Origin of the sequence: Brevibacterium sediminis, from assembly GCF_024895295.1 — a bacterium.
In the GTDB taxonomy this organism is placed as follows: domain Bacteria; phylum Actinomycetota; class Actinomycetes; order Actinomycetales; family Brevibacteriaceae; genus Brevibacterium; species Brevibacterium sediminis.
In genome coordinates this window covers 399,749-420,876 of record NZ_JAHQRN010000001.1, presented here as the reverse complement: position 1 = coordinate 420,876, position 21,128 = coordinate 399,749, and the positions used below count along the sequence as shown (strand labels likewise).

The following is a 21,128-nucleotide window of genomic DNA, read 5'->3' as shown; positions in this document are numbered from 1 at the left end:
AACGCCCCTGGGATGTCCCAGGGGCGTTCGTCGCGGAAAGTCCGAACTCGGTCGGCACGGCCTCTCAGCGCCGTACCGGTTCGCCTCCGACTCAGTTGCCCGAGTCGCCGCCTTCGTCAGCCGGCTCCGAGGCGGGAGCGGAGGATTCCCTGCCCGCCGCATCCTCGGCCAGCGACGGGTCAGCGGCGACGGCATCCTCAAGTGCCTTCTTCAAGCGATCCTGAGCCTTTCCGTACTCCGCGAAATCGCCGTCCTTCAGCGCGGCATCGGAGTCCTCCATGGCCTTCTTCGCCTCCTGCAGAGCATCGTTGAGAGCCTTGTCCGGCGAGCCGGACTTCGAATCCGCGTCCTCTCCGCCGGAGGTCGATCCCGACTCGCCGTCTCCGCTGTCCTCGGTTCCGGCATCGCCAGCCGAGGCTCCGGAGTCTCCGCCGAACACCTGGTCGAGCGCCTCGTCGAGGGTCGGAGCGAACCCGATGTCCTCACCGAACGCCACGAGCACGTGCTGCAGCAGCGGATAGGAGGTCTCACCGGCGGACCGGACATAGACCGGCTGGACGTAGAGCAGACCCCCGCCGATCGGCAGAGTCAGCAGGTTGCCGTTCTCGACTTCGGACTCACCCTGACGCAGCAGGTTCAGACTGCGCTGCACATCGGGCGCGGTGTTGAAGTTGTTCTGAGCCTGACCAGGTCCGGGCACAGTGGTGTTGCGCGGAAGCTGCAGCAGCCGCAGCTTGCCGTAGCCCTCGGCTGTCTCGCCCTTCTTACTGCCGGCATCGGCATCGGCAGAGAGGAACCCGGTGAGGTTGTTTCTCGACTGCCCCTCGGACGATCGAGCCGGGATATACGAGCTCGTCAGCGAGAACGACGGCGACTGCTGGCCCGGCATCTGCAGGGTCATGTAGAACGGCGGCTGCGTCAGTCCGCTGCTCGCCTTCGTCGTCGGATCGGTCGGCAGGGTCCAGAAGTCCTGACCGGAGTAGAACTCACTGGCGGAGGTGACATGGTACTTCGTGAGCAGGTCGCGCTGGACCTTGAACATGTCTTCCGGGTACCGGACGTGGCTCATCAGATCGCCGGACATCTCCGAGGACGACTTGATGAGTCCGGGGAACACCTTCATCCAGGTCTTCAGGACCGGATCGTCCTTGTCCCACTGGTACATGTCGACGGAACCGTCGTAGGCATCGACGGTGATCTTCACCGAGTTCCTGATGTAGTTGACCTCATCGTCCGGCAGAGTCGCCACCGAATTCGGAGCCGACGCCGTGGTCGAATCCTCGGTGGCCTGCTGGAGCGGCTGCGGTGTCGAGTACGGGTAGTCCTCGGCAGTGGTGTAGCCGTCGAGGATCCACTTGATCTTCCCGTCCACGACGGCCGGGTACGGATCTCCGTCGACCTTGAGGAAGGGTGCGAGCTTCTCCACACGCTCGCGCGGGTGACGATCGTAGAGGATCTGGGACTCTTCGTTCAGCGCGTCCGAGAGAAGGATCTGCTCGTCCTGGAACTTCAGGGCGTAGGCGAGGCGGTTGAACACATTGCCCACCGACGGTCCGCCGTCACCGGAGAAGGTGCTGTTGACCTGGCCGGAGCCGCTCTTCTCATCGGAGGGGTAGTCGAGCTCACGCGGAGTCGCGCCCTTCGGGGCGCCCACGATCGAGTAGTCCGGAGATGACTCTCCGAAGTACACACGCGGCTCGTAGTCGGGGAACTCGCCCTTCGGCGGAATATCCGACTCCATGAACAGCGGCTCGCCGTCCGGGTTGCGCTGGTTGCCGTTGGCTGCGACCACACCGAATCCGTGGGTGTAGACGATCGCCCGGTTGAACCAGCTCTGGTTGTTCACCGAACTCGGGGCGAGTTCGCGCACCGAGATGACGGTGTCGCGCATGTCTCCGTCGATGTTGTAGCGGTCGACGTCGAGCTTCTGCGGGAACGAGTAGTACGGTCGCACCTGCTGCAGCTGCCGGAAGGTGTCCGAGACGAGGTTCGGGTCCAGCAGACGGATCGACGCCGCGGTCTCGGCGTCCTTGCGCAGGTCGCCCTTCTTGCCAGTGGTGCTCGGCGAGTACGGAGTCACTTCGATGTCATCGAAGTCGAACGCATCGCGCGTGGCATCGATGTTGTGCTGGATGTAGTCAGATTCCTTGCTCTGCTGCGACGGATTGACCTGGAACTGCTGAAGCAGGGCCGGGTACGCGATGATCGAAACGCCGCCGAGCACGATAAGGGTGAGCGTGGCGATGATCGAGATCCGCCAGTTGCCCTTCCACGCGGTGTAGACGAACAGCAGTGCGACCAGGACGGCGGCGATGGCAACGATCGCCATGGCCGGCAGGGCGGCATGATCATCGACGTAGGTGACGCCGGGGACGATCCCGCCGGCAGCGGTCATCCGGTCGTAGCGGGAGAGCCACAGCCGACCGGCCTGAACGATGACGAGAACCGCCACGGTGATGCCCAGCTGCCACTGGGCAGCCTTCGTCAGGATGACGCCCTTCTGCTCCCCCGGACGGATTCCGCCGAAGAGGTAATGGGCGACGAGGGCGGCGATGAGCGCCAAGAGCAGCGCCATGCCAAGCTGGTTGCCGATGAGGCGCAGGCCAGGAAGGACGAAGACGAAGAACGACTTGTCGAGACCGAACTGAGGATCCTTCGAGCCGAAGGACGTCGAGTTGATCCATTCGAGGATCGTGTTCCAATGCGCCGAGGCGGTGATGCCGGCGAGGACACCCATGACCGCGGGAATCGCGATCGTCGCGACCCGACGCAGAGGCTCGATGGCCTCACGATAACGGTCGAGGTTCTCCTGTCGCGGGGTCGTCGGCGCGTAGACCGGACGATGGCGGTAGGCCAGATGAAGACTCAGCCAGACCGGGACGGCCATGAGGATGAATCCGCCGAGGAATGTCAGCCCGCGGGTGAGCCACATGGTTCGGAAGACGTTCGCCGCGTCGATCTGGCGGAACCACAGCACCTCGGTGTAGACCTGGGTGAAGGCGATGAAGGCGATCAGCAGGATCGCCACAGACACGAGGGTGAGCAGAAGCGGCGAACGTCTTGGCCGATTCGCCGGCATGCGTGCGGAGGTGGGTGAGGACGAGGTGCTCACTACTGCCCTTTCTCATTGTTGTCGGCACCATCGGCGGGACATTTCGGCAGGTCCGAAGTGTTGCCGGCGGCGTACTGCTCCACGGTGGTCTGCGCGTCATCGAGCGTGTCGATGCGCGCCACCGTGATCTTGGATTGGTCCGCGGCGGCCATGACCTCCGCGCAGTTGTCGGCGGGCGAGAGGAACAGCGTCGCTCCCTTCTCGGTGGCGGCGGCCACCTTCTGGCGAGCACCGCCGATCGGGCCGACCGTTCCGTCAGGGGTGATCTCTCCCGTGCCAGCCACATGCTTGCCGCCTGTCATCGCACCGGGAGTGAGTTCATCGATGATGGCCAGCGCGAACATCGTCCCGGCTGAGGGACCGCCGACGCCGTCGACGTTGAACTTCACGTCGACGGGGAACTCGAAGTCCTGCTTCATCGTGATGCCGATCGCCTTGCGGTCGTCGACCTTCGCGGGAGTCAGGGAGATCGTCTTCGATTTCCCGTCGCGTTCGATGCCGAGCTCGACGGAGTCCGTCCCCTGCACTGTCCTGCTCATGATCTGCGCGGCCTGGGGATCGGAATCGAGCTTCTTGCCGTTGACCGACATGAGTCGGTCTCCCTTGCGCAGCTTGCCCTGAGCCGGAGCATCGGCGACGACGTCATCGACCGACAGATGCACGGAGTACGACTTGTCCATCTGGCCCATGGCGGCGGCGATGGCGACATCCTGGCTCGAGGACATCTCGACCGCATTCGATTCGGTCACGTCCTCGCGAGTGGTGTCCAGCGGGTAGTACGCCTCCGTGGGGACGACGGTCTGTTCGCCGTTGATGAGTGCGCCGAGTGCCTGAGAGGCAAAGATGTCGCGACCGGGTCCGCCGCTGACGGCGACGGTGAGCATGTCGATGCGGCCTGCAGTCGGATAGGTCTTGGCTCCGGAGACGCTGATCATGGGGTCGCCCTGGTAGTCGCCGAGGGTGTTGAAAACCGGTCCCGGCAGCTGAAGCATGTACGGAACCGGCAGAAGCACGGCCAGCGCGATGAAGACGTAGGTGAGGACGCCCGAGGTCGTGGCCAGACGTGGAGTCCGTCGTCGTTTGGTGCCGCGTGTCGGTGCCGGTGACGCCGGCACGGCCCGAGGGGCGTTCTCTGTCATGTAATCCTTTCGCTGCACCGCCCCACCAGTCTAGTTGAAACCTCAGCGTCCGTTTCACAGACTCCTTTCGCCCGGTGCGAACATCCTGCGAAACCTCCCGGAATTGGGAAGCTTCGCACATTCGGAACCGTTAACGTTGATGTCAAACCGATTCTTGGGGGCTGTAGAACAATGACCGATGACAACAACAACGAACAGAATCCGTTCGAGCAGATCTTCGGAATGCTCTTCGGCGCCAATGGTCCCGGATCCGGTCAGGGAGATGACAAGAACAGTTCGGGCATGCCGCAGGGCTTCTCGATCGATCCGGCGATGATGTCCACGATCATGAATCAGATGCAGGGGCTCTTCGGGCAGGGTGCCGTTCCGCAGGCCCAGGCAGTGTCGATCGCTCAGAAGGCGGTTCCGACTCCCGACCCCTCTGTATCCGAGGACGCTGAGCGGGCGACGACCGATGCGTTCCGTCTGGCCGAGCTCTGGCTCGCCGAGGCCACCGACTTCTCCGTCGCCAACCGCTCCGCCCGTCCGCTGCGCCGAGCCGACTGGGTCAAGGAGACGATGCCCGGTTGGCAGAAGTTCGTGCTGCCCATCAAGGAGAACATGTCCTCGGCCCTGACGGACACGCTCGAGTCCCAGGTCCCGGCCGAGATGAAGGGCATCCTCGCAGGCGCATCGTCGATGTTCGGATCGATGAGCGATTCGATGTTCGCCATGCAGATCGGACAGGCCGTCGGCGCGCTGTCCGAAAGCGTCCTCACCGGCACCGAGGTGGGACTCCCGCTGCTGCCCCACGACACTGCCGTGGTCATCGAGAAGAACGTCGAGACGTTCGCTTCCGAGATCGACGTCGACGTCTCCGAGGTCCGCATCTACCTCGCGGCTCAGGAGCTCGCCCACCTCGCTCTGTTCGAGCGCGCCCCGTGGCTGAGCGCCCAGGTCGAGACCGCTCTGACTCGTTATGCGCAGGGACTGAAGGTCGACACCTCGCAGATCGAGGACATGGCGTCGAACATCGATCCGTCGAACATCTCCGACCTCAGCGACAATATTCGCCAGGGACTGTTCAACCCGCCGACGACAGACGATCAGAGGAAGGCGCTGACGTCTTTGGAGAACCTCCTCGCCGTCATCGCCGGGTGGGTCGACGTCGTCGTCTATGAGGCGTGCAAGCATCTGCCAGGTCGCGATCAGATCCGCGAAGCGCTGCGCCGTCGGCGGGCAACCGCGGGACCGGCGGAGAAGACCTTCTCAACCCTTGTGGGTCTCGAGTTCAACCCCCGTCGCCTCCGCGATGCCGCCGCGCTCTTCGCGTATCTCGAGACGCAGGGCGGCGCCGAAGCCCGCGATCGCGTGTTCTCCCATCCGGATCTGCTGCCGACCACGCAGGATCTGGACGACCCGCTGGGCTATTCCGAGCGACGTCAGGCCGAATGGACCAACGAATCGAGCATCGATGAGGCCCTGTCCCGCATTCTCGCCGAGGGACTTGAGGGAGCCGGCGGCAGCGATGCGAAAACAGAGTCCGAAGAGACGGATCGCAACGACTCTGCGCCGACCGGTGACAGCAGCTCCGACGACGACAGCTCCGACGATCGCGACGATCGCTGAATGATCGATCTCGATACCGCCCGGCAGGAAGTCGAGCGCGGACCGCGGAACTCATTCTCCGCGTCCTTCGCGGAGCTCTTCGACCGGCAGGGTGCCGACGCCCTGCACCGCTCCGGCGGTGAGCACCACCTCACAGCCAGCTGTCTGGTCATCGATCCGGTCACCGAGGCGGTTCTACTCAACCACCACCGGAAGGCCGGGCTGTGGGGTCAGTTCGGAGGACACCTCGAATCTGTCGACACCTCGCTGCATGATGCCGCTCGCAGAGAGGCCGAAGAGGAAAGCGGTCTGCGCCCGCTCGCACGAGTCACTGCCGATCCCATCGACGTGCATGTGCATGACCTCTCGGCCGCGTTCGGGACCTGCACCCGACACTTCGACGTCGTCTTCGCAGCCCAGGCTTCGACTGACGATTCGCCGAATGTGTCGGAGGAGTCCTTCGACGTCGCCTGGTTCACTCTGGACCGACTGCCCGCTGACCTCATGCTCGACCTGCCGGACCGGCTGCCGGGCCTCTTCCGCTCCGCTGTGTCAGCGCTCAGCTCCCACGCCTGAAACGCTCCCCATCGCTGAATCCTTCGAGATAGATCTTTGCGTCGGTCTGCCGCGGATGGCGATCGGCCAATGCATGGAATTCCTTCGAGTGGGGACCGATCTGGAGATGGACGAGTTCATGGACGACGACCGTCTCCAGCACCCAGCGCGGCACGGCCTGCAGGCGATGGGAGACGCGGATGTCACCCGTCGACGTCGTCGTTGACGCCCATCTGCTGACATTCTGATTCGTCACCCAGCGGATCGACGTCGGTCGCAGCCTGCCGCCGAAGAAACGACGGCTCATCTCCTCAGCCAGCTCGGCGAGGTCGGCATCCGACGAGTGATCACGGGCGGAGAGGCGATTGAACAGATCCGTCAGCGAACGGATGTTGCGCTCCACGCTGTAGCGCTCAGGAGTGCGCAGCACGTAGGTCTCGACCTCCTTCGAGACGGCGACGGTCTTCTTCCGCCGTGCCGATCGACGCACTTCGATCTCACCCCGGGCGATCGCCCGCAGCACCTCTTCTTCACTCCACCGCTGTGCTCTGTTCACCGGACCATCATAGGAAACCGCACTGACACGGTGACAGTGCCACCGGCACCGTGGCGGCGTCTCTGCAGCGGTTCTGAAGACGAACAGCCTTCGGAGTTTGTGAGTTTCCTGAGTCTGCCGAAAAGTTGAGGTCGAATCCCCCGTCCACAGCCGCCTCCGAGAACGCAGTCCCCGCAGAACGGGAGCTGATCCGACCCGGGAGCGTGTTTATCAACAGTCATATCGACACTCAAGGCGCCTTTCCTCCACAGACTCCACGGCGATTCCCACAGGTTTTCCACAGGCTGTTGACGTGTCTGTGCATGACGGTGCATTGACGCGGAGGCTTTTGCGGAATAAGTTCTATGCTTGACCCCGGAAAACCCGAGGATGCGTGCGGAAGGGGAAGCCGCACGAGTCCTCGCGAGCGCCTGGGGCACTATGCGGCTGAGGGCATGCCGGGATGCGTTTCCCGGCCTGTCCTCAGCCGTTTTTCCACAGGGTTGTCCACAATTTCTCTCCCACCGTGGCCATTCCGGCTCTCGTTCACTACTGTGGAAGTCTCCAGGATGGCGAGGCGGAGGGGCCGAGATGTTCAGAATCTTTCCGAGTGTTCCCATCACATGGCGTTCGTCCTCGTGCATCCAGTTCGGCGCAGATGATCCTGTGCTCATCGATGGGCTGCTGCTCGGTGACGCCAGTCTCATCGAAGATCTCCGTCTCGGGATCGGCTCGGCTCAGTTCTATTCACGCGCTCAGGAACTCGGGGTCGACCTCAGCAGGGCGAGCTCCCTCATCACCCTCCTCGGGGAGGCAGGTGTCCTCATCCCGGCCGACGCGGACGGCGGCGCCGTGCCGAAGGAGTCCCCGGTCTTCGCCGCGGCGCGCATATTCAATCTGTCGCCGGATCGGGTGTCCCAGGTCCTCGGGTCCCGGCCTGTGCTTGTCACGGGTCCATTGCGCTCCCATGTCGAAGGGCAGCTGGCGGCTCTCGGATTCGCCGTCGCCGCGGCTCGCCGTGTCGAGGAGCTCGATCTCATGGCTTCACCGGTGGTGGTCACGAGTTCTCACCTGGTTCCGGATCTCAATTCCGCCATGTGGCTCAGTGATCGCGAAGTCGACCACTGTCAGGTCGTCCTCGGTGAGCAGTCTGTGGAGATCACGGGACTCATCCGGCCCGGTTCGACACCGTGCTCTGTGTGTTCCTGCCTGCACCGGAAGGACAGCGATGCCGGTTGGCTCGATCAGCATCCGCGTCTGCGTGCCCTGCCGGAGCGTGAGAGCCTCAGCGATCCCGCCGCACGCATCCTCGGTTCGGCGCATGTTGTTCAGATGCTTCGTCAGGCGCTGCTGCGCCCCGAAACAGCACCGATCCGACGCGTGGTCACCTTGGATGCCGGCGAGGTCACGGATAGTGGAATGACCTTCCACGATCGCTGCCAGTGTCGCACGCCGGTCCCGGATTTCGGGTCAGTCGCCGAGCAGACCCAGTAGGTGAGTTCCGTAGAGTTCGAGCTTCGTCGCACCGATGCCGGGGACCCGCGCAAGTTCGTCGAGGGTGCGGGGACGGACCTCCGCGATGACTGACAGCGAGGTGTCCGTGAGAACGAGGTACGGCGGCAGTCCCTGCTCCATTCCGATGCGCACCCGCCAGCGTCGCAGACGGTCCAGCAGCTCGAGATCGATGTCGGCAGGACAGTCCGCACATCGTCCGAGTGCACGGTCGAGGTGCGAGACCAATGCCCTCCCGCAGCCGCGGCAGCGGTTGAGCGCCGCAGAGTTCGACGCTGTGCGGCCATCTCCCATCGTCGGTCCCGACTGCCCGAGTTCGGCGAGGAAGCGTGATGACCTCCGCGGTCTCTGTTTGGAGTCGAACCGGGCCAGCGACCAGCTCATCCGCAGGTCTGTGCCTGCACGCGTCAGCGCCACGTAGAACAGGCGACGTTCCTCAGCGATGGCTCGAGGCGTCTGGGCATAGCTGATGGGCAGCAGACCTTCGCTGAGACCCACCAGGTGCACACTGTCCCATTCCAGGCCCTTCGCCGCGTGGAAGGAAGCCAGAGTGACGCCTTCGATGTCCGGGGCGAACTGGTGCTCGGCACGATCCGACAGGTCGCTGAGGAAGACCTCCATCGGCACAGGGAGTTCCTGACCGTGCTGATGCTCCTCGGCGAGGTCGACGAGGGCTTTGAGCGATTCCCAACGCTGTCTGCCGGCTCCGGCGGCCGGCGGCTCTCGGGTGAATCCGAGAGAGCCGAGAACCTCTGTCACGGCTTCGGTCAGACGCTGTCCGCTCGAGGTCGCGCGTGCGGCCTTGAGCATGAGAACGGCCTCCTTGACCTCTTTGCGCGCGAAGAAGCGCTCTCCGCCGCGCAGCACATAGGGAATCCCGGCTGCGGCCAGAGCCTGTTCGTAGGAGGGACTCTGTCCGTTCGTGCGGAAGAGGACTGCGATGTTGCGCGGACGACGTCCGGCCTGGATCTCTGCCGAGATAGCCTGGACGACCCCGGTGGCCTCGGCCTCGTCGGTCGGATACTCCACCATGCGCGGCTGGCGGCCCATCGGGTTGTCGGTCCGCAAGGTCAGCGCGGTCCGAGAGGTGTGTCGCAGCAGATTGTTCGCGGTGGACACGATGGCCTGGGACGACCGGTAGTTGCGCACCAGGCGGATCGTTCTGGCCTCGGGCATCGACGTGCTGAGCGAACCGAGCAGGCTCGCATCGGCTCCCGCGAAGGTATAGATGGTCTGAGCGGGATCGCCGACGACGCAGAGATTGTCACGGGGGCCCAGCCACCGGGAGAGAACATCGTATTGGAGCGGCGAGACGTCTTGGAACTCGTCGACGACGAAGTGCCTGTACTGTTCGCGGATCTCGGCTGCGATCGCCGGATACTCGGCCAGAACTCCCGAGAGCACGAGGAGCACATCATCGAAATCGAGCAGCCGTCCCCGTGTCTTCGCCTCCCCGTAGGCTTCGAAGATCCGCACCATATCGTCGACGCTCAGCTGACCAGGGAGGTCCCGGGCCGCTGCCTTCGTCGCATAGTCGTCGACGCCGAGCAGGGACGAGGCCGCGAACTCGATCTCCGACGCGACGTCTCTGGTCAGTTCCCGACTGGTCTCCAACCCGAGGCTCTGCATGACCGAGCCGATGATGCCCGCCTTGTTCTCGATGATCCGCGGAAAGTCTCCTTCGGCGAACCGGTCCCAGAAGAACCGCAGCTGACGCAGCGCTGCGGAGTGGAACGTACGGGCTTGGACCGCGGGGACTCCGAGTCCGCGCAGGCGTGAGCGCATCTCCCCCGCCGCCTTGGCGGTGAATGTCAGCGCGAGGACATGGTTGGCAGGGAACACATCCGACGCAACTCCAAAGGCGATCCGGTGCGTCATGGCGCGGGTCTTACCGGTGCCGGCACCCGCGAGGACGATCACCGGTGAGTCGAAATGGGTGGCGACGGCGCGCTGTTCCTCGTCCAAGGCCTCGAGCAGGGCCGTGGCCGAAGCATTCATGCGTTGTCCAACCAGCTGTACAGGAGCTGACCGGCAATGGAGATCGTCGATGGAGCGCGCACCTCGCCGTTCGCAATGGCAGCGCGCAGCTCCGCCCGGGTGAACCAGCGCAGCGAGGCGATCTCAGCCTCGTCGGCGGCGAAGTCTCGGCTGGGAGCGACGGCCGAGAAGCCGAGCATGAGCGAACAGGGAAACGGCCACGGCTGAGAGCCCAGATACCGAGGTTCGGTGACTTCGAGATGAGCTTCTTCCCAGATCTCGCGGATCACCGCGTGTTCGAGTGTCTCACCCGGTTCGACGAATCCGGCCAGGAGCGAATACCGGTCGGATTCCCAGGCGGCGTTGTTGCCCAACAGGACACGTTCGACCCCGTCCTCATCGGTGTTGACGATGACGACGATGACTGCCGGATCGGTGCGGGGAAAGTGTTCGCTTCCAGTCACCGGATCGCGGCGGACCCATCCGCCCATGATCGGAGTGGTCGGTGCGCCGGTGCGCGGGGAGAACAGGTGTGCACGATGCCAGTTTCCCAAACCGACGATCTCGCAGGCCAGGGATACCTGCACATCGTCAAGGGCTTCGGCGAGATTACGCAGGGTCAGCCAGACGGGTTCGGAACTGTCGATCCCCTCTCCCGGAGCGGTCAGCAGATCGGTGGCGTCCCGGGCGCGAGAGGCGTCCAATCGGGAATCGACGTGGCTGCGACCGTCGTCGTCCAAGGACACTCCGATATATCGGGTGCCCTGTGGGTCTCGGCCGAGGTAGACCTCCGTCTGGCCCTCCGGCACAGCTTCGCGGTCGGTCAGGAAGAGCCCGCCGCCGGCGACGAGCAGCGATCCGCGATGTTCGAGGACGGCGAGGGCCCCTGAGGCCCAGATCTCGCTGAGGTCTCCGTCGTGGCCCCGAGTCAGATGGTCCCGATCGATTCCGTGTCGGGCGAGGCTGATCGGCTGCACTGGAGGCAATGGCTTCATGCCCTCCACGATATCTCAGCGTCCTGACACTCAGACCGTGGCCGTGAATGCCTGACCGGACCCGAATGTCCCCTCGGCAGACACGCTCGACGGCGAGTCCCGTGTCTCAGTCGAACCCAGACGGTAGATTGGGGAAGGTGGATACCAAGGCGCTCAAGTTGACTGCGATCGCGGCGACGATGCTCGACGGCTTCGTCCCGACGACATGGACACCCCTGCCGCCGCTGGATGCCGGAGTCAGAGTCCTGCTCGGCGATGACGATCAGCAGCTCGTCGCAACGGCTCAGACCCAGCTCGATCGGACCGCGGACATCGGCTCAGCAGCCGAGGCGGGACGAATCTACGAGTCCATGTATCCACACGCTGACTTCGTATGGCCGCGCCTGCGGGCCATCACCGAGGTGGACGCCGACTACTTCGACACGTCGTCCCCGACGACTGTGACACTGGCCGATCCGCTGCCGGGTGCGCCGCTGGGCGATGTGCCCATCTCCGACACTGCGCGGGCCAGTTCGCTGGCCCAGGCTCTGGCGACTCTGCATTCGGCTGCGCCCGAGCCCGTCGCCGATGCCGGTTTCCCGGTGGAGGATCCCTCTCGATCACAGTTCCTCATCCTTGAGCGCCTCGACCAGGCGGCGAGCACCGGACGAGTCCCGTCGTCTCTGCTGCAGCATTGGGAGGAGGAATTCGAGAAGGTGGCGCTCTGGCATTTCCTTGCCACGCCCATCCACGGTTCTCTCGATGAGACGAGCGTCTATACCGATCAGGAGCGAGTGCTCGCACTCGCCGAGATCGGTCGTCTGCGCGTCGCCGATCCGGCCATCGATCTGGCGGCGGCCTCCGCGCTGATCGATCCTGCCGCCCTGCCGACCTTCTACGAGGAGTACCGCAATTCCCGGCCCCGCGCCGACGAGCATGTCATTGCCCGCGCCGAGCTGTTGGCCGAATTCGCAGTGCTCGACTGGCTGCTCGAGGCGGTCGACTCCGGGGATGAGACCGCCGTCGAGGATGCCGCCGGGCTCCTCAGCTCGTTCAATGAGGTCCTGTTCGGTTCCTCCGCCGATGCAGCCGCCTCCGCTGAGGAACCGACTTCTGAGTCCGCGACCGAACCTGCAGACGGTGGAGACACTCGCGGAGCGGCCCCGAATTCCTCTGCCCCGGCAGCGGCCGATGCTCCCGACGTGGAAGCCGCGATCACGGAGACCGCAGCCCCCGATGTGTTCATTCCCGGAGCTCAGCCTCCGTCGGCGCCCTCGGAAGACGATTCGGAGTTCGACTCCGAGCCGGGATCGCAGGTGCGGACCGAGCCGACTCGGGACGCCGACGAAACTGATGACGGGGAAGAGACCGGCCGGATCCGCTGATCTCAGCCCATGTCGTTGTCTTCCAGCCATTCGACGACTTCGGCCTCATCAGGCAGATCTGTGAACTGCACGATGTCGTCACTGCCGACGAAGTAGAACGTCCCCGTCACCTCGGCGATCTCCGGATGCACCCTGAGAATCGCGAACCGGTAGAGCGCCAGCTGCCATTTCATCACTTCGAGCACTGCCGCATCGGGTTTCTTCGAGGTCTTCCAATCCACAACTTCGGCATGATCCCTGGTGATGAAGACCGCATCGATCTTCCCCGGCACCCGGAATCTGCCGAGGACGAGTTCGAAGGACATCTCCACATGGTCGGCCCGACGCGTCGCGAACTCGGAGGCTGAGAACGTCTCCTGCAGCCGTTGGACCGTCGCGGCGTCGATCGGTCTCACCGATTCGTCTTCGCCGATTTCGATGCTCGACTGGCCGAAGTGCTGTTCCACCCAGGAATGGAAGGTCGTTCCGATCTCGGCCGCCCGGCTGGGCGGAGCCGGGATCGGACGCAGGGTCTGCGTACGGAAACCCTGCGGGTCCCTCCTCCACGCGACCAGGGCCGTTGCCGAGAGACGGTCGGGCATGGCCGCAGCGGACACCGCTTCGGGCCGGTCACCGATGCGCAGGGCCTGAGCGGCGAACCGCCCGATCGTTCCCGGATTCTCGGCCAAGGACTCCAAGCTGACGTCCGGGCTCGCTTCGACCCAACCGGCGGCTCGCTGTGCGGCGGCGACCTGCTTCGTGCGCGGCACCGGCCATGGAGTGGTCTCGATGCGGTCCTCCGCCGTGTCGTCGGCAGGTTCCGGAATCTCCACTTCGAGGCCCAAGGCCTCGATCGCTTCGGTGAGGAAGGGCGAGGGATCGTCGGGGACCGCGCGGGCACCCATCAGCTCGGCACCGAGCCACAGATGCCTCTTCGCACGAGTGAACGCCACGTAGGCGAGGCGTCGCTCCTCCCCCTCGTGCGCATCGGCGATCCGTGGACGGATGAAGTCTCCGATCCACTCATCCAGGGCCTTCTTCGTCTCGAATTCAGCCTCCCGCAGGTCGAAGTCGACGAGGTGTGCGCGGTCACCGCGCAACGGGTACGGCAGAGCCGTGCGATCCATCCACCCTTCCTTGTCCCGCGGCTCGGTGGGAAAGTCCTTGACCACCAGAGACGGAACGGCGACGGCGTCGAACTCCAGACCCTTCGAGGCATGGACGGTCATGATGTTGATCGCATCGGCTGCCGTCGTCGGCTCGGCGACGCTCAGCGCATCATGAGCTTCCATGAGACTGAGCCAGGAAAGGAAGCCTGTAATCGAGGGTTTGTCATCGGTGGCCGAGTACTGGCTGGCCGCGGAGAGGAAAGCGTCGACGGAGGCTCTGTGCAGATTGCGCAGCGAATCGCCGAGGCCCCAGATATCCGAATCGATTCCGGTCTCGGACATCGCGGTGCGGATGATCGAAGCCACGGTGCCGGTTCCCGACCGGGTGGCCCGCAGCGCGCGAGCCAACCGGACCAGACGATGCAGCGCCTCCGAGCTCAGACCGGACTGCTGATAGTCGGCGATGAGTCCCCTGTCAGCAGCTGTCCGCGCTCCTTGGTCGAGGACGCGCCGCACTTCGATGAGCTCATCGATGCCTTCGACGATCGTCGCCTGGTCGATGGCTTCGGCGATCACCTCCTCGGCGGCCGGTTCGGTTCGCTCGGACGCTCGCCGCTCGGTCTGACGGCGAGTGAAGGCCTGCAGCCCCGCGATGTCGCCTGCGCCGAGGCCGAGCATACGTCCGCTGACGAGCCTCATGATCTCGTCGCCGGCCATAGGATCGACCGCAGCGGTGAGCACCGCGCGCAGATCTGCGACGAAGGGATCGGTCAGCAGCCCGGAGGAACCGTGCACGTGTACAGCGAATCCGGCGGCTTCCAGCGCCGCCGCGACCGGCGCGAAGTGGGCACGTTTGCGGCACAGCACGGCCTTCGACGAACCCGCGGGGATCGTGTGGAACCAATCCGTGAGTGCGCGCAGGCCCGTGGTGAGGAAATCGGGATCGTGGGCACCCGAGCTGATTTCGACACAGACTTCGCCCTCACCGGCATCATCGCGGGCCGACAGCGGGGACTCGCTGCTGTCAGCGAGTCCGGCGGCGATGCGGTTGGCCACCTGCAGGATCGAGCGGTCGTTGCGCCAGCTTGTGCTCAGCGACAGTGATTCGACGTCCCGGAAGTCCGATGAGAAACGCACCATGTTGTCGGCGCTGGCGCCGCGCCAACCGTAGATGGCCTGGCGGGGATCACCGACTGCGGTCACTGCGGTGGAGTGGAAGAGGTCGCGCAAGAGCTTCAGCTGAGCCACCGAGGTGTCTTGGAACTCGTCGAGGAGGACGATCTTCCACCTGGCTCTCTCGGCCTCGGCCGCGGCGGGCACCTCGTCGAGGATGCGTTGGGCGAATCGCACCTGGTCGGAGAAGTCCATTGCCAGATTGCGCCGTTTCGCGCGCATATAGGCATCAGCCAGGCGGGCCGTTCGGATCTTCGCTTCGAGCTTTGCCCGTCGTCCATTGGGATCGACGGGCTTGCCCTTGCTGGACACCAGGGCAGCCAGGCACTGCTCGAGATAGTCCGTGACGTCGTCGACATCACGACCGTGATCATTCATCTGCCCTGCCAGGGCGATGACATCGGCGATCATCGTCTCGCGGGAGAAATCGCCGGGGATCTCGTCGGGTGGCGTCGAATCGATGAGAGTCCCGGCGATGGTGTGTGCCGCGGCGTCATCGAGGAGGACAGTTTCGGGTTCGATGCCGATGCTCACCCCGTGTTCGCTGACGATGGACGCGGCATAGGAGTTGTATGTGGACACGGTCGGATTGTCGAGACCGGGCAGTGAAAGGTCCTGACCCCGGCCGAGGTTGTGCCGCAGACGCGACAGAAGCACTCGGATGCGTCCGCCGAGTTCTCCGACTGCTTTGCGGGTGAAGGTCAGGCCAAGGATCTCTTCGGGAGAGACGAATTCGTTGGCGACCAGCCACACCACACGCTGGGAGATGACTGTGGTCTTTCCCGATCCGGCCCCGGCGGTGACTTTCATCGACTGTGCCGGGTCGGCCTCGATGATCACCTTCTGCTCCGGGCTCGGAGGGAAGGCCTGGGCAGGGTCGGCAGCCGTGAGCTCGGCAAGCCGCTCGGCGGTGAAGCGCATCAGTTCTCCTCCAACATCTTCGGGCCGATCGCCGGGCACGATGATCGGACGGGGCACGACTTGCACTTCTGCGGGTCGACCCGTGCAGGGAAGCTCGCGGCACGCATCCTGCCGGACACGTCGTCGATGAGTTCACGAGCCCAGTCGGGGTTCTCATCGACGTCGAGCGCCGACTGCTCCCGAACAGTGCGAGCCGACTTGCGCAGGAAGACGAGTTCAGCGCCGAAAGCGTGTGCATCGAGCTCCTGGTCCTCACCGATCCTGATGGTCCCGGAATTGATGGCTTCCTGATACACACCCAGCTGTGCATGCCGGTCCATCTCCTTGCCGGCGACGACGTTCCTGCCGGTCTTGAAGTCGACGATGCGCAGTCCGCCCTCGACCTCCTCGACTCGGTCGAGGCGTCCGGTGACCTTCCACTCACGTCCGTTCGAGTCGACACCGACCGCATAGACCTGTGCTTCGACTCCGACGAGGCGGCCCGGAGTCTTCTTGATGTAGTCGCCGAGCCGGTCGGCCATGGTCATCGCCACATCGAATTCCCGTTCCCGTTCCCATTCTGCGTCGAATTCCAAGGACGCGAACTCAGTTTCCACGAAGCTGCGGATCGCGGAGGTGGGGCCCTCCGGATAGTTCTCGGCGGCGGCGTGGATGATGGTTCCGAGACTTTGGGCTGTCGACATCGGGCGGTCACCACCGTTGCGGGTGAGGAACCACCGCAGAGAGCAGTCGGTGAATGCTTCGACCTGGGAGGGTGAGACGCGAACCGTATCGGAGTCGGTGAAGAGCGGCTCATTCGTGGTGATGTCCTCAGCCTCGCGCCACCGCGTCGGTGACCCCACCGCCCCGCCACCAGCTGAGAGCGCCCGCATCAGCGCCGCCCATGACCGCGTGTCCGCGTCCGGAATCGCAGAGCTTTCGGCGCTTTCGGTCGTGGTGGCGTCCACAAGCGTCGACGATGGCCCCGCAGCTTCGACATCGGCCGCGGCAGCCGTTTGCAGCAGATGAGCGCGGGCATGTGCCGCCATCTCCGGCACCGTCAGCGGAGGCAGCTCATCCTCGTGGGTGATCGCATAGCCGTCGGCCGCCTCGGTGCCCTTGGCGGAGCCAGCGGCGAGCACATCGAAGAACGGGGACGGCTCGGTCTCCGCATCGGTGACGGCGGTGACGATCACGCGTTCCTGCGCACGGCTGAGCGCGGTGAAGAACAGCTCGCCCTCTTCACGCAGATTCGTCCGTTTCGCATGCGCGTGGTAGCCGGGGTCACCGGTGACCGTCTCACCCGTGGCGAGCACCGCCGTGAGATCGGTGAGGCCGAGGATTCCGCCGCGCAGCTTCGGGTTCGGCCAGACGCCTTCGTTGACTTCGGCGATGATCACCAGAGGCACACGCACATGGGCCAGTGAGGACGGGGTGCCCACCAGCACGTGGTCGGCGAATCCTGCGGTATCGGCCAGGGAATCCTGGGCGATGTCCTGTTCGGCGACGATGCCGGCGAACGAGCGAGCGGTGAAACCGCCGCGGTCGGCGATCTTCTCGGCCAGCGCGAACAGCCGGAGCACCGAATCGAGATAGCCGTTGGTCACCGATTCCGGGTCGCGCAGGGCTTCGATCTGCCATTTCTCAGCGACTCCGGCCGCGTCCCAGATGCTCCAGAGCGCTTGGTGGGGGTCGGTGGTGCCGACCTCAGCAGCGGCGTGGAGCATCCGTGAGATCGTGGCCAGTCCCTGTGGGGACGAATCGTCGATCGGGCTGCGCAGTGCCTGAGCCAGCGACGCCGTGCTGCTGGACGCCGGGAACTGTCTGCGCACTGCTCGTCGGAAACGGCGGATCTGCACGGGGTCGAGGCGGACGTAGATGCTGCCGGCCAGGGACAGAGCGAGGTCGGCGATCGACTCGTCATCGTCGAAATCAGGAGCGGCCGAAAGCAGGTCCAACAACGGTGCGGTCGCGGGGTCGACATTGAGCGGCTGCATGAGAGTGGCGATCGAGACCCCTGACGCTCTCAGCTCATTGGCGATCGCGCGAGCACTCGACGAATTGCGGCAGATGAGTGCGACATCGGACCAGCTGTGCCCCTGTTCGACGAAGTTCGTGATCCGACGGGCCAGATATCGGTGTCCGGACGCACTGCCCTCGAATACGTGCGTCTCCACGGCAGGCTCGGACGACACGGGAGACAGCTCTTCAACCGGTGCCGCTGTCGGAGCTGATTGCGGCACGGTCGCCGACGCCTCAGCGGAAGCCGCAGAATCAACAGCATCCTCGAGGGGACGTGGGCGCGGCATATGACCGGTCGACCAGCGCGTGGTGATCCTGGCTCCGAAGCCGTCGATGGTCGTCGCCAATGCAGGGTCGACATCCCACTGACGATCGAGCACGACCGTTTCGAAGCCGGCCTCGGCCGTCGCCCGATCGATGATCGACGCGTCGGCTCCGTGGAAACGTCCGGTCACCGTCTCGGGCGAGCCGAACAGAGCGATGGCACTCCCCCTGGCCCGCAGCTGTTCGAGGATTCCCCAACTGGCGGCAGGGAAGTCCTGGACCCCGTCGGCCAGAACCACTGTGGGCAATCGGTCAGGGGCGAACGTCCACGAACGTCCGGCCGTCACCTTGGCAGGTTCGCGGAGGATCTCGAAAGCGGCAAGGGCGAGAACGGTCGCGGAGTCGACGCCCCCGTAGCCGGGCATGGACATGATGCCCAGATATTCGTCGAGGATCTCAGCCACGGCCTGCCACCGAGGGTCGGGGTTGTCGGCAAGGGCACGATCCAGGGCGCTGCGACCGAAGTCGAACACGTGTTCTGCGATCTCCTGCGACGTGTCGGGCGTGCGCATTCCGAAATCGAACTCCATCACTCGGTTGAGCGCGTCGCGGACCTCGGTTCGGAAGGCCGAGGTCGAGCGCACCTCGGCGGTGATCTCCGACGGCCACGCCGGGCCGCGGGAACGACCGAGTTCATGTCCGGCGAGGAGATCGGCGAGGAACACATCCTGATCGGCACCGGAGATGAATTCGAGATCCTCCCCGGTCCGCGTCGTATGTGCGGCACGGGCGATCCCGTACGCGAACGACGCCAGACTGCGGGCCGGGGCGGAGGAGAGAACCGCGTCAGCGGGCAGCTCGAGACGATTGCGCAGCACATCGGCGTGATCACGGTCGGGTGTGAGAACGAGGACCGAGGCGGGGTCGATCGTCGACACCAGCTGTGCATAGAGCGACTCGAGCAGAGTCGTCTTCCCGGTTCCCGGCCGCCCGATGATATTCAGGCAGCCGCCCGAGAGCAGGGTGCTGCCCATCCGCTGCGTCATCTCATCCATACTCGTATTCCATCACGGCCCGCTGACATGAGACTTCCGAGCCCCTGACCGGCGCGTCGTCAAAGTGACAGCGCGGATGCCCGGTGCACAGCCTGTCTTCGCGTAGCATTGAAGAATGTCGAGTCCACAACAGAGATTGCCCCGTGACCAGCGCCGCGACCAATTAGTGGGAGTCGCACGCTCCGTTTTCGCCACCCGTGGATATCGGACGACCTCAATGGACATGATCGCCGAGGCAGCCGGTGTGTCCAAGCCTGTGCTCTATCAGCACTTCGATTCGAAGCAGGACCTCTATCTGGCGCTCATCGATTCCTCGGCGGCGCTGCTCGACTCTCGGCTCGCCGAAGCTCTGGGATCGACGACAGATCCGCATGAGCAGGTCCACGCGACCTATCGCGCGTATTTCGACTTCGTGGTCTCACACCGCGAAGAGTTCGTCATCATCTTCAATTCGGACGTCTACGAGCCGAAAGCCGAACAGAAGCTGCGCGCGCTGCGGGAGAGTTCGGCTACACGGGTCGTGTCGGCGCTGAAGAACTTCGCCCGCCTCAGCGACGATGAGGCACAGCTGCTGTGCCGGGCTCTCATCGGCACCGCCGAGGTCGTCGTCAAGCAGATCGACTCTCAGCGCGGTGTCGACGTCGACACCGCCGTCGAACTGCTCACCCAGATGAGCTGGGGCGGACTGCGGTCGTTCGCAGATCGCTGACGTTCCACCGGCCGCTCAGCCTTCAGCAGAATCCATGGGGAAGAAACCCAAGTCTGCGGACGTTAAGCTGAACACAGTCCAATCCGTCATCGATCACCGAGCATCGGCACAAGGAGCACCATGGAAATCAAGATCGGCGTCAAGCAGACTCAGCGCGAGATCACCCTCGAAACGGACGAGGATGCGAAGGCTCTCGCCGCCCGCGTCGAAGAGAAGATCCAGTCCGATGGACTGCTGACCTTCACCGATACGAAGGGCCGTCAGGTCTACGTCCCCTCCGCTTCGCTCGGCTACCTCGAAATCGGTGCCGAGACTTCACGTCGCGTAGGCTTCAGCGCCTGAGCTGCGCCTGAGCGGAAGGGCCCCGGTCGCAACGACTGGGGCCCTTTTCGCGTTCGCGGCGGAACCATGCGTCCCTCGCAGGATCCGCAGGTTCGTGCTGCAGACGCGGAATCGTGCTCCGCTGCCGGTGCAGGCGCCTATTGTGTGATCAGGCGACGAGACCGAGCGCCGACATCCGCTTCGAGTGATTCGACGTCACCGCCGGGATCAGCTCGACGACGAGATCTTCGTCGAGGCCGAGGAACGGATCGGTGAGCAGACTGCGTGCCCGTCCCAGGGTCTCGGCGACGAGCTTGCGGCCCCACAGGGCCAGCCGCGAGGCCAGCTGTGTATCGACAGCCACTTCGGAGGTCAGACGATTGCGCGCATATTCGCTGGCACGTGTATCATCGAGAATTGCAATAGCCAGGCTGTATCCGGGCTCCGCGAGTTCGTCCACCGCCGTGCGGTAGAAATCATTCATGATTCCGTCGAAGACGAATCCCTTCATGAGGCTTTCGTACCAGTCGCGAGGACGAGTCCTTTCAGCCAGAGTGCTGAAGGTCGGTTCGAAATGCTGACAGAGCTCGATCACATCCTGGCCCATCTGATCGATGTGCTGTGAGAGCTGTTCGAAGTTCGCGAATGACTGAGAGGCCAGCCGCGCCAGGATGACCTTGTCATCCAGATCCGCTGCGGTCGTCGCGTTTGTGGCCATACGTTCGAAACCGGTCAGCTCGCCGAACGCCAGAAGTGCGAGCGTTGCAGCATCATTACCGGCCAATGGGACAGAATCGGGCATAGTTCAAGACTACCGGTT

At 64.3% G+C, this 21,128-nt stretch carries 14 protein-coding genes; 6 read left to right on the top strand and 8 right to left on the bottom strand.

Features of this window, described 5'->3' with window-relative positions:
* Window positions 1-91: 91 nt before the first annotated feature.
* Together KTJ89_RS01925 and KTJ89_RS01920 are read right to left on the bottom strand one after the other, a co-directional pair.
* Complete coding sequence (locus tag KTJ89_RS01925; protein WP_172170237.1) at window positions 92-3,079, bottom strand: UPF0182 family membrane protein; 2,988 nt, start codon at window positions 3,077-3,079, stop codon at window positions 92-94.
* Window positions 3,080-3,111: 32 nt separating this feature from the next.
* Window positions 3,112-4,251: a YlbL family protein gene (locus KTJ89_RS01920; protein WP_139466955.1), complete on the bottom strand. Its 1,140-nt coding sequence runs from the start codon at window positions 4,249-4,251 to the stop codon at window positions 3,112-3,114.
* 171 nt (window positions 4,252-4,422) lie between these two features.
* Here KTJ89_RS01920 and KTJ89_RS01915 point away from each other — a divergent pair, with 171 nt between their 5' ends.
* Window positions 4,423-5,859 carry a zinc-dependent metalloprotease gene (locus KTJ89_RS01915; RefSeq protein WP_259356725.1) on the top strand — a complete coding sequence of 479 codons (1,437 nt, stop codon included), beginning with the start codon at window positions 4,423-4,425 and terminating at the stop codon, window positions 5,857-5,859.
* Window positions 5,860-6,414 (top strand): NUDIX hydrolase, encoded by a 555-nt coding sequence (locus tag KTJ89_RS01910; protein ID WP_259356724.1) that lies wholly within the window; start codon window positions 5,860-5,862, stop codon window positions 6,412-6,414.
* Here the strand turns inward: KTJ89_RS01910 and KTJ89_RS01905 are convergent.
* Complete coding sequence (locus KTJ89_RS01905; RefSeq protein ID WP_172169146.1) at window positions 6,398-6,949, bottom strand: M48 metallopeptidase family protein; 552 nt, start codon at window positions 6,947-6,949, stop codon at window positions 6,398-6,400. The genes KTJ89_RS01910 and KTJ89_RS01905 overlap by 17 nt on opposite strands.
* A 570-nt stretch (window positions 6,950-7,519) precedes the next feature.
* Between KTJ89_RS01905 and KTJ89_RS01900 the strand changes: the two genes are divergently transcribed.
* Window positions 7,520-8,422 carry a hypothetical protein gene (locus tag KTJ89_RS01900; protein WP_259356723.1) on the top strand — a complete coding sequence of 301 codons (903 nt, stop codon included), beginning with the start codon at window positions 7,520-7,522 and terminating at the stop codon, window positions 8,420-8,422.
* Here KTJ89_RS01900 and KTJ89_RS01895 read toward each other — a convergent pair.
* Window positions 8,399-10,438: an ATP-dependent DNA helicase UvrD2 gene (locus tag KTJ89_RS01895; RefSeq protein ID WP_172169141.1), complete on the bottom strand. Its 2,040-nt coding sequence runs from the start codon at window positions 10,436-10,438 to the stop codon at window positions 8,399-8,401. The two genes, KTJ89_RS01900 and KTJ89_RS01895, sit on opposite strands and share 24 nt — an antisense overlap.
* A complete protein-coding gene (gene nudC / locus KTJ89_RS01890) occupies window positions 10,435-11,412 on the bottom strand; it encodes an NAD(+) diphosphatase (RefSeq protein ID WP_172169139.1) in 978 nt (325 codons plus the stop codon). The genes KTJ89_RS01895 and nudC overlap by 4 nt, the downstream gene beginning before the upstream one ends.
* 137 nt (window positions 11,413-11,549) lie before the next feature.
* On the opposite strand from nudC, the gene KTJ89_RS01885 reads away from it, so the two are divergent.
* Window positions 11,550-12,776 carry a protein kinase family protein gene (locus KTJ89_RS01885; RefSeq protein ID WP_258041941.1) on the top strand — a complete coding sequence of 409 codons (1,227 nt, stop codon included), beginning with the start codon at window positions 11,550-11,552 and terminating at the stop codon, window positions 12,774-12,776.
* A gap of 2 nt (window positions 12,777-12,778) precedes the next feature.
* Here KTJ89_RS01885 and KTJ89_RS01880 read toward each other — a convergent pair whose 3' ends face one another.
* Window positions 12,779-15,958, bottom strand: a complete 3,180-nt coding sequence (locus KTJ89_RS01880; protein WP_172169137.1) for an ATP-dependent helicase — start codon at window positions 15,956-15,958, stop codon at window positions 12,779-12,781.
* Complete coding sequence (locus KTJ89_RS01875) at window positions 15,958-19,278, bottom strand: PD-(D/E)XK nuclease family protein (protein ID WP_259356722.1); 3,321 nt, start codon at window positions 19,276-19,278, stop codon at window positions 15,958-15,960. The genes KTJ89_RS01880 and KTJ89_RS01875 overlap by 1 nt, the downstream gene beginning before the upstream one ends.
* A 115-nt stretch (window positions 19,279-19,393) precedes the next feature.
* Here KTJ89_RS01875 and KTJ89_RS01870 point away from each other — a divergent pair, with 115 nt between their 5' ends.
* Window positions 19,394-19,987, top strand: a complete 594-nt coding sequence (locus KTJ89_RS01870; RefSeq protein WP_253903686.1) for a TetR/AcrR family transcriptional regulator — start codon at window positions 19,394-19,396, stop codon at window positions 19,985-19,987.
* Between the two features lie 120 nt (window positions 19,988-20,107).
* Entirely contained in the window at window positions 20,108-20,329 is a 222-nt protein-coding gene (locus KTJ89_RS01865) for a DUF3107 domain-containing protein (protein WP_139466946.1), read from the top strand.
* Window positions 20,330-20,477: 148 nt separating this feature from the next.
* Here the strand turns inward: KTJ89_RS01865 and KTJ89_RS01860 are convergent, their stop codons facing one another.
* Window positions 20,478-21,110, bottom strand: coding sequence for a ferritin-like fold-containing protein (locus tag KTJ89_RS01860; RefSeq protein WP_039210607.1), 633 nt, complete (start codon window positions 21,108-21,110; stop codon window positions 20,478-20,480).
* Window positions 21,111-21,128 lie beyond the last annotated feature (18 nt).